Raw genomic sequence first — 12241 nt, 5'->3', positions numbered from 1 at the left:
TGTAGTGGTCTAATGTCCCCGGACACCTCGATAGGTGGATAATTCACCTTCGAAGGAGTTTACATGATCAGGCAGCGCCGCAATTTCGATCCCAGCTTCAAGCTGGAGGTCGTCCGAATGATCACAGAACAAGGCCTTAGCATTTCGCACGTCAGCCAGACGATGGACATTGGCGTGAGTTCGATCCGTCGGTGGATGGAGCAATACGGTGCCGAGCAAAATGGCCAGCCAGGTATCGGCAAGCCATTGACGGCTGAGCAGCAGCGTATTCGTCAGCTGGAGCAGGAAAACCGTCAGCTTCGTAGCGATGTAGACGTTTTAAAAAAGGCATCGGCCTTCTTTGCCCGCGAGCTCAAGTGAGCTACCGGCTCGTCGACGAGCTGCAAACGAAGGCCGTACCTGTTGCACAAACATGCCGTCTACTGGGCGTGAGCCGGGCCGGATTTTATGAAGCCAAGCGCCGCGCCGTTGCACCGATCTTTTGCCAAGCGAGCGTGCATCTGCGTGCCGCGTTCATGGGCAGCGGTCAAAGTTACGGCAGCCGCCGCCTGGTTACGGCGCTGGCAAATAGCGGCCTGCAGATCGGGCGTTACAAGGTACGCCGGCTGATGCAAGAAGCCAGCCTGAAGCCAGTCTGGAAGCGCAAGTTCGTGCACACGACCGATAGCAAGCATGCCTTGCCGATTGCGCCGAACGTGCTTGCCAGGCAGTTCAACCCGCCAGCGCCGAATCTGGCTTATGTGTCCGATATCACGTATATCCGCACTGGCGCCGGCTGGCTGTACTTGGCTATCGTGCTCGACCTATTCTCGCGCAGAGTCGTGGGCTGGGCGATGGCGCCGAGCATGCCGGCTACCTTGGTCTGCGATGCCTTACGCATGGCGATCCAGGCACGCCGGCCAGTTTAGGGATTAATCGTTCATTCAGACCGCGGCAGCCAATATGCGAGTGAGCAGTACCAGACCCTGCTGAGTGCACATAGCTTCGTCTGCAGCATGAGCCGTAAGGGCAATTGCTGGGATAACGCGGTTGCTGAACGATTTTTCCTGAACCTGAAGATGGAGCGCGTCTGGCAGCGCAATTACGCGAACCATGCAGAGGCCAAGCTTGACGTGGCTGATTACATTGCCGGCTTTTATAACAGCGAGCGCCTGAATTCTGTATTGGGCAATCTGCCGCCCAGCGTCTACGAACGCAAAATGGCAGAGAAAGAACTTATCGTCGTGTCCGGGATTACTTGACCACTACATCGTGACAGTCAGTGACTTTTCGAGTTCGGCAACCTGCTTTCCTTTGGCGACCGGCCGAGTTCGGCCAAAGCCGGACGTTGAGACGGCTTTTCCTTGCCTTGGACACAAAGTTCAGGCTCAGCATATTGACCGTTTTCGCATCGAGTATGAGATTTCTTACTCATCGCAAGATTAACTTCCATTGAATCCGATACCAAGCCATGTTTGCTTCAATTCTCGTCGTACTGGCTGCGGCAGCACCCACCGTCAACACCATTCCCATCGATGCGGCCCAAGCACTGCGTGAGTCTCGCAGTGCCGTTCTTTACTCTCTTGAGCCTGCATCGCCACGTGAAAGCCCTAGCACTGCCCTGTATCGTTTTCAGATCCTGGGTAAAACACATTAACGGCGTAGCCTATAAGGCGGCAGCCGAAGAAGTAGAGGCGGCGGTTAGTCGCTCGAATGACGGAATCGCTTTGTGTTTTGATCCCCGCCAGGCTCTGCGCGTTACATCGCGCGGACACCGATTCGAGTTTTTGCTGTGCTATGCCTGTCACCAGATGGCGATTTATCGTGACGGGAAAGAAATCGCGACGCTTGGCATTGCCGGATCTTCCAAGCCAATGAACGCACTTCTAGCTGCGGCAAAATTGCCAATCTCGAAGTCATACGATGAGGACGCCGAAGTGGCGCGGGCCAAACAAAGCGAGGATGATTATCGGCGATGGCGCCAGGCGACGCCTCACTCCGTGCGCCACATTGACGTAGAAAACCTCCCCGGAGGTGGCGAGGACGTGATTGGAGTTGGCGAGCACGTATTCGCACGCATGGCGAGCGCATTGGCAGAAGACCAGCCGCAAGTCAAAGAACGGTTGCGGGTACTGTTGGGCTGGTTCGGCTCCGGCGCCGGACCGTGGTCAGGTTTTCCGTCCTACGAAGAAGTTCCGGAAAAACTCCTGTTGCAGTATTCCACCGAAGACCTCATTGGCGCCTTGGACACCCCGAACTGAGCAAGGCACAACTGGAAGGCGCCGCTCGACTGTTCGCCGGTTGGGGCTTCCAGCAGCGCAGGCCGATGGACAGAAGCAAACTTCCCAAGGCTCTAAAGGACCGTTTGCTCGCCCATGCACTAAATAGCGCCGACCAGGACAAGCGTGATCGTGCGACGGACGCTTTCGGGTCGCAGTAAGGTCGCACGCTTAGATCAGGTTGCTGGCGTTCGCATCGGACGTCCAGTTAACTGGCGCTCGCATGAATGACCGCTATGGGGCGGCAGCTGACGATCGTGACAGTTCGTGACTCTTCCAGGTTGGCACTCTGCCATGCTGCCTGGCGGCCCGATATCGATCAGGCGCTTCTCTTCAAACCACGATGCCTCATACAACCGGTCTTGCCTTTATGCCTTGGAAAGCTATAGCGCATGGACCGTGTCCTGCGATCCAGGGGGCTATCTCAGCCAGGTTTTGTCAGGCGCTCTTGGCGTATCCAGGCCACCGGCACACGGCGGCGCCGATCCCGATCTGCTCACGAGCCACCAGACAGGCGGGCCTCGGCGGCAAATGCTGGTGCCGCCACATTGGTGCGCTGGCCTGCTACACTTGCCTTGTAGTCTTCGATGTCCATTTGGCAGGTTCTGCTTTTGGCGGAGGTGACATGGCAATGAACGTCCGGCAACGCAACAACGTGAAGGCGTGGGGCAGCGGTCCGGCAACGCTGCTGTTCGCGCATGGCTTCGGCTGCGACCAGTCGATGTGGCGCTACCTCGTGCCCGTGTTCGAAGACCGCTATCGGATCGTTGCCTTCGATGCGGTCGGCAGCGGCGCGTCGGACTGGGGTGCCTACGACCGCGCCAGGTATGGCACGCTGCATGGCTATGCGGACGATGTGCTGGAGATCGCCGAGGAATTCGCCATCGGTCCGGTCGTCTTCGTGGGCCACTCGGTGGCCGCGATGGTCGGGCTGCTGGCCACGATCCGGCAACCGGGGCGCTTCGCGGCGCAGGTGATGGTCTGCCCGTCGCCCTGCTACCTGAACGACGCCGACTACCGGGGCGGCTTCTCGCTGGCGGATATCGAAGACCTGCTGCAGACGCTGGCGGACAACTATGTGGGCTGGGCCCGTGCGATGGCGCCCGTCATCATGGGCGCGCCGGCGCGGCCGGAACTCGGCGGCGAGCTGGCGGACAGCTTCTGCCGCGCCGACCCGGCGATCGCGGCGCATTTCGCCCGCGTGACGTTTCTTTCCGATCACCGGCCGGACCTGCCCAGGTCGGCGACACCAGCCCTCATCCTGCAGTGCACCGACGACGTGATCGCGCCGCGCGCCGTCGGCGAGTTCACGCACCGGGCGCTGCAGGGCAGCGAACTGCGCCTGATCGACAATATCGGCCACTGTCCCCACATGAGTGCGCCGCGGGCCTGCGCCGCGGCGATCGGCCCCTTTCTCCGGCACGTGACCGGATGACACCATGCCGCTGAGATACGAGCCCCCTTCCCCCCCTCCGGCACCGCTGCCCATGCAGGCGGACCTGTTCGACCACGCACCCTGCGCCCTGCTGCTGACGAACCTGGACGGTACGATCGTGCAGGCGAACGCCGCCAGCGTGGCCTGGCTGGGCTACCCGCACCACGAGCTCACCGGCGGCATGCGCCTGCAAGACCTGCTCAGCATCGGCGGCGGCGTGCTGTACCAGTCGCATTGCCAGCCCCTGCTGCAGTTGCAGAACGCGGTCAGCGACGTGCAGCTCGACCTGGTGCGCCGCGACGGGACGCGCGTGCCTGCCATGCTCGCCATTGCCCGGCACCACTTCCCCGCCGGCATGCACGATGAAGTGGCGATCCATGCCTCGACCGAGAGGCGGGTCTTCGAACGGGAAATGCAGCGCGTGCGCGCCGAAGCGCTGGCCGCGCAAGCCGCCCGGGACGACATCACGGAGAGGCTGCGCATGGCGATCGGCGAACTGACGGCCGCCGAGGAACGCAATACCGAATTCCTGCAGACGCTCTGCCACGACCTGCGCAATCCGCTGGCGCCGATGCGCAACGGGCTCGACCTGCTGAGAGTCACGCTGCCGGCCGATCACGCAGCGGCGCGCGTGGTGGTGCTGCTGGATCGCCAGCTGGAGCGCCTGGTGCACATGATCGACAACGTGGCGAGTGCACACGAACAGCTGGGCGGGCAACGGCCACCGGAAGCGGATGCACGCGCCGCGCCGGGCGAGGGGCCACCGCGCTGACCGGCCGCCCTGCCTCGTCAACCCTGCAGTTTGTCGAGCGTGACGGGCAGGTCGCGCACCCTGGTGCCGCAAGCGTTATGGATGGCATTGACCACCGCGGCGGCTGTGCCCGTGATGCCGATCTCGCCGATGCCGCGCGCCCCGGCCGGCGCATGCGGATCGCGAATGTCGGTCCACATCACGTCGATGACCGGCACGTCCAGGTGCGCCGGCACGTGGTAATCCCACAGGCTCGGGTTCATCACGCGGCCATTGCGTTCGTCGAGCAGCGTCTCCTCCATCAGCGCCATGCCCACGCCCATGATCATGCCGCCACGGAACTGGCTGGCCGCCGTCCTGGCGTTGAGGATGCGGCCGCAATCGAAGGAACCCAGCAGCCGCGTCACGCGTGTCTCCCCGGTCACGGCATTCACGCGCGCTTCGCAGAAGACCGCGCCGGTCGAGTGCATCGACCAGTGCCGGCTTTCCAGCGGCGGTGGTGCCTGCCCTTCGACCTCCAGCGCGTCGCGCCCCGCGCGGGCCAGCAGCTCGGCATAGCTGGCGCGGCGCACCGGGTCGCCCGCCTTGCACAAGCCGCTCGCATTGTCCTGATCGTACCCGCGCACCTCGTCGAAATGCAGGCCGTCCAGGGGCGTGCCGTGGCCGCCCAGGCGCAGCAGGTCGGTGAACAGTGCGCGCAGCGCGGCGATCACGGCGCTGCCGATCGACGCCGTCTGCTGCGAGCCGCCGGCCAGGATCGTGCCGGGGAACGCCGAGTCGCCGCAAGACACCGTCACGTTCGCCAGCGGCACGCCGAGCCGGGCCGCCACGAGCTGCGCCTGCACCGTGGCCGTGCCCATGCCCATCTCGTGCGCGGCCACTTCCACGTGCACACGGGCTTCGCGGGTCAGCGTGATGCGCGCCGCGCCGCCGGCCATGCGGTAATACGGATACGTGGCGGTGGCGCAGCCCATGCCGACGAACCATTCGCCTTCGCGCCGCATGCGCGGTTGTGCGTGCCGTGCCTCCCAGCCGAAGCGTTCCGCGCCCATCCGGTACGCTTCGACCAGGTGGCGCGACGAGAACGGCGCGCCCGTCGTGGGATCCTTGTCCGGCTCGTTGCGGCGGCGCAGTTCGATGGGATCGATACCCATGCTGCCGGCCAGCTCGTCGATCGCGCACTCGAGTGCGAAGGATCCCACCGATTCGCCCGGCGCGCGCATGAACGTATTGGCCAGCATGTCCATGCGCACCGCCTGCACGTCGAGCCGGAAACTGCCGGCCGCGTAAAGCGACCTGGCCGGCATGATGAACGGCTCGGCCATGTCGTTATGCGGCGACATCGCCACCATGCCTGTCTGGACGAGGGCCGTGAAGCGGCCCTGTTCGTCGGCACCGATGGCAACGCGCTGCTCGGTCAGCGTGCGGCCGCCCACCACGCGATACACGCCTGCGCGCGGCAGCGCCAGGCGCACCGGCCTTTTCGCGAGTTTCGACGCCGCCGCGGCCAGCACGTGGTGCTGCCACAGCAGCTTGCCGCCGAAGCCGCCGCCCACGAACGGCGACGTGACGTGCACCTGCTTTTCGTCGAGCCCGAATGCCTGCGCCAGCGACCATGCGGTGTGGGTGACAGCCTGCGAAGCGTCGTGGATGCGCAGTTCGTCGCCCTGCCACGCCACCGTGACGCCGTGCAGCTCGATGGCGTTGTGGTTCAGCAGCGGCGTGCGGTAGACGGCGTCCACGCGCTGCGGCGACGCCGCCAGCGCCGCTTCCGCATCGCCGATCTCCACGTTCTGCGGTTCGCCCATGAATGCGGTGGGTTCGAGGCCCCGCGCCTTCGCGGCCGCCACCGACGTTGCCGCCGGTTCGGCGTGATACGTGACCCGGACCAGCGACTTCGCATGGTCCGCCTGCTCCTGCGATTCAGCGAGCACCACGGCCACCGGCTGGCCATTCCAGTGCACCGCATCGTCCTGGAACACGGGCAGGTCGTCGCCGTGCGCGGCTTTCGGCTTGGTGAAAATCATGGGCACCGGCTTCATGCGCGGTGCGTTCCGGTGCGTCATCACGAGGACCACGCCTGGCGCCGCCTCGGCCGCCGCCGTATCGAGCGCGGCGATCCGGCCCCGCGGGATCGTGCTGTGCACGAGCGACGCGTACACCATGCCGTCCAGCGCGAATTCGGCCGCGAACGGCGCCGCGCCGCGCACCTTCAAGGCGCCATCGACACGCGGCACGGGCGCGCCGATCAGTGCATGCCGCTCGAGGACCAGCGGATCGGGCATGCCGCCGGGGATCAGCGCATCGGGCGCCAGCTCGACCGCCTTCTGCATCATCGCCTGCACCGCTTTCTGAAGAATGCTCATCGCAGCTCCTTACGATCGGGTATCGACGAGACCATTCAACACGGCCACGATGGCGCGGCGTGCCAGGTCGATCTTGAGGGCGTTGTCGCGCAGCGGCCGCGCATCGGCCAGTTCCGCCGCCGCGGCGGCATCGAACAGCGCTTCGGTGGCGGGGCGGCCCTTCAGCAGTCGCTCGGCCGTCGATGCGCGCCATGGCCTGTGGGCCACGCCGCCCAGCGCCAGCCGCACATCGCGCACCACGCCATCGTGCACGTCGAGTGCGGCGGCCACGGAGACCAGCGCGAACGCATAGCTGGCCCGGTCGCGCACCTTGCGGTAGCCCGACCTCGCACCGAAAGCCAGTGCGGGCACTTCGATGGCGGTCACCAGTTCGCCGGGTCGAAGCGCCGTTTCCCGCTCGGGGTGGTCTTCCGGCAGCAGGTGGAAGTCCACTAGGGGCACGGTGCGTGCACCCGCCGTGCCCTGCAGGTGCACGACAGCATCCAGCGCGGCCAGGGCCACGCACATATCGGAGGGATGCGTGGCCACGCAGTGCGCCGATGCGCCCAGGATCGCATGCATGCGGTTGAAGCCGTCGATGGCGTCGCAGCCCTGCCCCGGCTCGCGCTTGTTGCAGCGCGACCCTTCGTTGTCGTAGAAATAGCCGCAGCGGGTGCGCTGCAGCAGGTTGCCGCCCACGGTCGCCATGTTGCGGATCTGTGCCGAGGCGCCTGCCGTGATGGCGCGGGTGAGCAGTGGGAAGCGGGTGCGCACGGCGCGGTGCTCGGCCACCGCCGTGTTGGTGGCCGCGGCGCCGATCAGCAGGCTGCCGTCGGCCCGTTCGTCGATCGCGTCGGCAAGGCCGGTCACGTCGACCAGCATGGCCGGATGCTCGACCGTTTCGCGCATCAGGTCGACGAGGTTGGTGCCGCCGCCCAGGTATTTCGTGCCGGGCGTGCCGCCCCGGATCACGGCATCGGCGGCATCCACCGCGCGGGCAAATGCAAAGGGTGTCATCGCGGCTCCTTCCGGTGCAGTTCCGTCACCGCATCGACGATGCCGTTGTAGGCGCCGCAGCGGCACAGGTTGCCGCTCATCCGTTCGCGCACCTCGTCGTGGGAAAACTCGACGATGTCCGCCGACAGGTCGGCCGTCACGTAGCTGGGCACGCCCCGTTTCAGTTCGGCCGCCATGCCCAGCGCGGAACACAGCTGGCCGGGCGTGCAGTAGCCGCACTGGAACCCGTCATGGTCGATGAACGCCTGCTGCAGCGGGTGCAGCGCGCCGTCGGCGGCCAGGCCTTCGACGGACGTGATGGACCTGCCTGCGTATTGCACGGCCAGCGCGAGGCACGAGAGGATGCGGCGTTCACCGTCCACCAGCACGGTGCAGGCACCGCAAGCACCCTGGTCGCAGCCCTTCTTGGTGCCGGTCAGGTGCAGGTGTTCGCGCAGCAGGTCGAGCAGCGAGACGCGCGGGTCGTCCGGTACCGGTACCTGGGCGCCGTTGACGGTGATGGTGGGCAGAGCGAGGGAGGAGACTGCGTGGACGGGTGGCATCGGCGATTCCTTTCGGCTGGCGGTGGGAACGACCGGTGTGCGACTGCCGGTCATCGATGGACAGCTACCGAGTGTAATCGCGCGAAAACGTTTGCGGCGCCGCGTTGGGCGTGTTCGCGTCGGCCGTCGCTTGCCTGGTGTCCGCGTGCGCTATCGGAGCGTTGGGGGACAACCGGTGTCAGGCACCTTTTTCGGGAAATTCGTCCGAAAAAAGTGTCTGACACCAGCCACGCCAGCGCCTCAGCAGCTCGTGGCCTTGCCTGCCTGCCGGTCCCGCACAGCCCCGGCGATGGCATCGGCCAGCTTGCCCAGCGCCGCCCGATGCGCGGCAACGACCGCCTCGTTGCCCGCGCCGGCATCCTCGCGCAGCACGCTGCGGCACGTGAGCACGGTGGCGCTGCCCACCAGCCGCACGCTCCACACGGCATCGACCAGTGCGTAAGACCCCGGCACGGAGTCGAAACGCTGCACGTTGGTGCTGATCCGGTACACCGCCGCCCCTTCCGGTGCCGGCGTGCGGTAGACATCGATGGCGCCGAGCCGCCCGGTGACGCCCAGCGACAGCGCGGCGCCGATTTCGTCGGCAAGCGGCCCGGCCCAGCGGTGCTGGTCGAGCACGTCGACCCGCCCTTCCCCCGTGCCGACGACGAGCTGGTCCCGGTTCACCGAGGCCGGAATGTTCACGGCCAGCATTTCAATGTATACCGGGACCGTGCCGCCGGCAGGCGCAGGTGCGGATATCGGCGCGGGCGCGCCGGCGAGCGTGTAGAAATGGTCGGACGGGGGCGAGGCGCAACCGGCCGACAAGGCGGCCAGCGCCAGGGCGGGAGCGAACGAGCCGGGAACGAACAAGCGCGTCATTTTTTCTTTTCCTGTGGTTTGCCGCGGATCAGCGATTCCGGATGGCGTTCGAGATAATCGGCCAGCGCCTCGACCGACTGCATCGTGCGCGTCACTTCCTGCAAGGTGCGGCGCAGGTCGGACTGCAGCGGCGCATCCTGCGCCAGCAGGCTTTCCGCGCTGGCGAATGTCTTGCGGGCCGAGGCCAGCGTGTCGTTCACCTCCGGCAGCACTTCGCCGTCGAGCCGTTCCAATGTGGACGTGGCGCGCTGGAGCATCACGTCGGCCTGCACCAGTGTGCGGTTCAGGTTGGCGCCGATATCGTCGAACGGCACCTTGTCGAGCTTGCGGGCGATGCTCAGCAACTGGCTTTGCAGTTCGTCCAGCGAGCCGGGCACGGTAGGCAGCACGAGCCGGTCCGGCTCCACCACGAGCGACGCCTTCGGCGCGTTCGGGAAGAAGTCCAGCGCAATGTACAGCTGGTTCGTGAGCAGGCTGCCCGTGCGCAGCTGGCCGCGCAGGCCGCGGCCGATCATGCGCGCCATCGTGTCGTGGCCGGCCTGCATGTCGCCCGAATAGGCGTCGAGGAAGCGCTTGCCCAGCCGGCCGGGATACAGATCGATCGTCACCGGCATGCGGAAGGCCCTGCGTGCGCGGTCGAACTCCACTCCCACGGCGCGCACCTCGCCCAGCACGATGCCGCGGAAATCGACCGGTGCGCCCGGCACGAGGCCGCGCAGCGACTGGTCGAAGTACAGCACGGCCGCCACGGCCGGGCCGTCCGGCGCGCGCAATGCCGCCGACCGGTCCTCGGCCAGGATGAAGCGGCTGCCCGCCGGCGCCGCCGCCGGGGGTTTTCTTCCGTTACCGGATTCGAAGGCGATGCCGCCGGTGGCCAGCGCCGCCAGCGACTGCGTGTTCAGCTTGAAGCCGGCCGCGTCGAGCCGCAGGTCCACGCCGCTGGCGTGCCACCAGCGCGTGTCCGTGCCCACGAAGCCCACGTAGCGCTCTTCGATGAAGACGGACATGTCGATGCCGTCGCCATTCCTGTCCAGTTCGAACGATGCCACCTGCCCCACGCGCAGGCGGCGGTAATACACGGGCGAGCCGATGCCCACGGAACCGAGGCTGTCGGCATGGAGCCGGAATTCACGCCCCCTCAGCCCGGGCGGCACGGCGGGCGGCGTGTCGAGTCCGGTGAACCGGCTGGCGGTGGCTTCCTTGCTGCCGGGCGCCGCGCCGATATAGGGCCCGGACAGCAGCGTGCCCAGCCCGGAAACGCCGCTGGCGCCGATCTGCGGCCGCACCACCCAGAAGCGCGTGTCCTCGGCCGCGAAGCGTTTCGCCTCGCGCGCCATCTGGATCTTTGCATCGACGCGGTTGCCATCCTCGCCGAGCGTGACGGTGACGACTTCGCCGATGTCGACATCCTTGTATTTCACCCTGGTCTTGCCGGCCTCCAGCCCTTCGCCGGTGGCGAAGCTGACGACGACCGTCGGCCCGCGACTGGTCATCCAGTTCACCACCTGGGTGGCGCCGATGATGGCAGCCAGCACGGGAATCAGCCAGATCAGCGACGGCAGCCAGCGGCTGGGCCGGTCGACGGCGGGTGGCGGCAGGTCTTGCTCAGGCATGCATTTCTCCGTTATGTTCGACGCGCTGTTCCTTGCTGTCGAGAGGGTCCCAGATCAGCCGCGGGTCGAACTGCGCCGAGGCGATCATCGTCAGGATCACCACGCAGCCGAAGGCCAGCGCCCCCGGGCCGGCGGTGATCACGGCCAGCGTTTGAAAACGCACCAGCGCCACGGTCAGCGTGACGACAAAGATATCGAGCATCGACCAGCGGCCGATGAATTCCACCATGCGATAGATGCGGGTGCGGCCGGCCGGCGCCCAGCGCGAACCCCACTGCGCCGTGCCGGCCAGCAGCGCCAGCGCCACCAGCTTCGATACCGGCACCAGCACGCTGGCCACGAAGATCACGATGGCCAGCCCGGGGGAGCCTGTCTCCCAGAACAGCACCACGCCACTCATGATCGTATCGCCGCCGGTGCCGCCGATCGATTCCGTGTACATCACGGGCAGGATATTGGCCGGCACATAGAGCAGCGCGGCCGCGGCCAGCAGCGCCCACGTCCACGTGATGCTGTTCGGGATCCGGCGGTGCAGCACCGCGCCGCAGCGCCGGCAGTGGCGGCCTTCGCACGCGCAGTCGTTGAGCAGTCCGCAGGCATGGCACGCGACCGGCGGTGCCGATGCGGTGTCCACGCTCGCCGTTTCCTCGTCCTTTCGCCTCGCCGGAGCGACTCTGTCGCCCAGCGCCCACAACGCCCGCGGCTCATAGCGCAGCGCGACCGCGCACAGGATCGTCAGCGCGCCGAACGCGAACAGGCCCGGATGGGGAATCACCCGCGCCAGGCTCGTCATCTTGATCGCGGTGACGAGGATGCCGATCATCAGCACTTCCGTCATCGCCCAGTGGCGCGCGCCCTGCACCACCCGCAGCAGCAGGTGGAAACCCGGCACGCGGCGCCCGCGCAGCAGCCCCGCCGATACGTACAGCAACGCGCCCAGCTCCAGCGCGGGAAACGCCACCGCGAAAAAGAACACCATCGCCGCGATTACCTGCATGCGCTCGTTCCACAGCACGCCGATCGCCTGCAGCAGCGTGGCGCCGGACGTGAGCCCGTTCATTTCCAGCTCGACGATGGGAAAGCACTGCGCGATCAGGTAAACCAGCAAGGCGCCCAGCGTGACGGCCACCATCGACGCCGGGGTGGGCGCGGGGCCCGTGGCATAGCCGCGATACAGCACGTTGTCGCAGCGGGTGCAGCGGGCACGCTGGCCGTCGGCCAATGGCCGCCAGCGGTGCAGCGTGCCGCAGTCGTGGCAGGCGACCGGTTCGCCTTCCGTCATCGCCACGCCCCTGCGGCGACGGCCGGCGAGCCGGCCCGCGAACGATCGGCCGGCTGCATCGGTTCCAGGAGGATGGCAGAATGGCGCATCTTGTCATTATGACCAGTTGTGCCCCAGCCGATGCGCACGATTGGCGT

The 12241-nt window shown here is 66.4% G+C and carries 9 protein-coding genes and 1 pseudogene; 4 read left to right on the top strand and 6 right to left on the bottom strand.

Annotated features, from left to right (window positions below):
- Window positions 1-63: 63 nt before the first annotated feature.
- The 4 genes and pseudogenes from ACY65G_RS29940 to ACY65G_RS29925 all read left to right on the top strand — a co-directional run bounded on the left by ACY65G_RS29940 (window position 64) and on the right by ACY65G_RS29925 (window position 4465).
- Window positions 64-1241, top strand: a pseudogene (locus tag ACY65G_RS29940) (IS3 family transposase).
- Between the two features lie 339 nt (window positions 1242-1580).
- On the top strand, window positions 1581-2240 hold the full coding sequence (locus ACY65G_RS29935) for a hypothetical protein (protein ID WP_465000923.1): 660 nt from the start codon (window positions 1581-1583) through the stop codon (window positions 2238-2240).
- Between the two features lie 649 nt (window positions 2241-2889).
- Window positions 2890-3693, top strand: a complete 804-nt coding sequence (locus ACY65G_RS29930; RefSeq protein ID WP_465000925.1) for an alpha/beta fold hydrolase — start codon at window positions 2890-2892, stop codon at window positions 3691-3693.
- A 4-nt stretch (window positions 3694-3697) separates the two neighbouring features.
- Window positions 3698-4465: a histidine kinase dimerization/phospho-acceptor domain-containing protein gene (locus tag ACY65G_RS29925; protein ID WP_465000922.1), complete on the top strand. Its 768-nt coding sequence runs from the start codon at window positions 3698-3700 to the stop codon at window positions 4463-4465.
- 17 nt (window positions 4466-4482) lie between these two features.
- Here the strand turns inward: ACY65G_RS29925 and ACY65G_RS29920 are convergent, their stop codons facing one another.
- The 6 genes from ACY65G_RS29920 to ACY65G_RS29895 all read right to left on the bottom strand — a co-directional run bounded on the left by ACY65G_RS29920 (window position 4483) and on the right by ACY65G_RS29895 (window position 12104).
- Window positions 4483-6810 carry a xanthine dehydrogenase family protein molybdopterin-binding subunit gene (locus ACY65G_RS29920; RefSeq protein WP_465000921.1) on the bottom strand — a complete coding sequence of 776 codons (2328 nt, stop codon included), beginning with the start codon at window positions 6808-6810 and terminating at the stop codon, window positions 4483-4485.
- Between the two features lie 9 nt (window positions 6811-6819).
- Window positions 6820-7806 (bottom strand): FAD binding domain-containing protein, encoded by a 987-nt coding sequence (locus ACY65G_RS29915; protein ID WP_465000920.1) that lies wholly within the window; start codon window positions 7804-7806, stop codon window positions 6820-6822.
- Window positions 7803-8348, bottom strand: coding sequence for a 2Fe-2S iron-sulfur cluster-binding protein (locus ACY65G_RS29910; protein WP_465000919.1), 546 nt, complete (start codon window positions 8346-8348; stop codon window positions 7803-7805). Before ACY65G_RS29910 ends, ACY65G_RS29915 begins: the two co-directional genes overlap by 4 nt.
- A 240-nt stretch (window positions 8349-8588) precedes the next feature.
- On the bottom strand, window positions 8589-9209 hold the full coding sequence (locus ACY65G_RS29905; protein ID WP_465000918.1) for a PqiC family protein: 621 nt from the start codon (window positions 9207-9209) through the stop codon (window positions 8589-8591).
- Complete coding sequence (locus ACY65G_RS29900) at window positions 9206-10822, bottom strand: PqiB family protein (protein WP_465000917.1); 1617 nt, start codon at window positions 10820-10822, stop codon at window positions 9206-9208. Before ACY65G_RS29900 ends, ACY65G_RS29905 begins: the two co-directional genes overlap by 4 nt.
- Window positions 10815-12104, bottom strand: a complete 1290-nt coding sequence (locus ACY65G_RS29895) for a paraquat-inducible protein A (protein ID WP_465000916.1) — start codon at window positions 12102-12104, stop codon at window positions 10815-10817. Before ACY65G_RS29895 ends, ACY65G_RS29900 begins: the two co-directional genes overlap by 8 nt.
- Window positions 12105-12241: the final 137 nt, after the last annotated feature.

It is taken from the genome of Pseudoduganella sp. jia 12 (assembly GCF_055502675.1).
This window is presented reverse-complemented; position numbering and strand designations above follow the sequence as displayed.

Excerpts from the sequence above, each read along its gene's own strand:
- ACY65G_RS29910 (WP_465000919.1), bottom strand. The coding sequence starts at position 8,348 with ATGCCACCCGTCCACGCAGTCTCCTCCCTCGCTCTGCCCACCATCACC.
- ACY65G_RS29915 (WP_465000920.1), bottom strand. The coding sequence starts at position 7,806 with ATGACACCCTTTGCATTTGCCCGCGCGGTGGATGCCGCCGATGCCGTG.
- ACY65G_RS29930 (WP_465000925.1), top strand. The coding sequence starts at position 2,890 with ATGAACGTCCGGCAACGCAACAACGTGAAGGCGTGGGGCAGCGGTCCG.
- ACY65G_RS29905 (WP_465000918.1), bottom strand. The coding sequence starts at position 9,209 with ATGACGCGCTTGTTCGTTCCCGGCTCGTTCGCTCCCGCCCTGGCGCTG.
- ACY65G_RS29920 (WP_465000921.1), bottom strand. The coding sequence starts at position 6,810 with ATGAGCATTCTTCAGAAAGCGGTGCAGGCGATGATGCAGAAGGCGGTC.
- ACY65G_RS29900 (WP_465000917.1), bottom strand. The coding sequence starts at position 10,822 with ATGCCTGAGCAAGACCTGCCGCCACCCGCCGTCGACCGGCCCAGCCGC.
- ACY65G_RS29895 (WP_465000916.1), bottom strand. The coding sequence starts at position 12,104 with ATGACGGAAGGCGAACCGGTCGCCTGCCACGACTGCGGCACGCTGCAC.
- ACY65G_RS29925 (WP_465000922.1), top strand. The coding sequence starts at position 3,698 with ATGCCGCTGAGATACGAGCCCCCTTCCCCCCCTCCGGCACCGCTGCCC.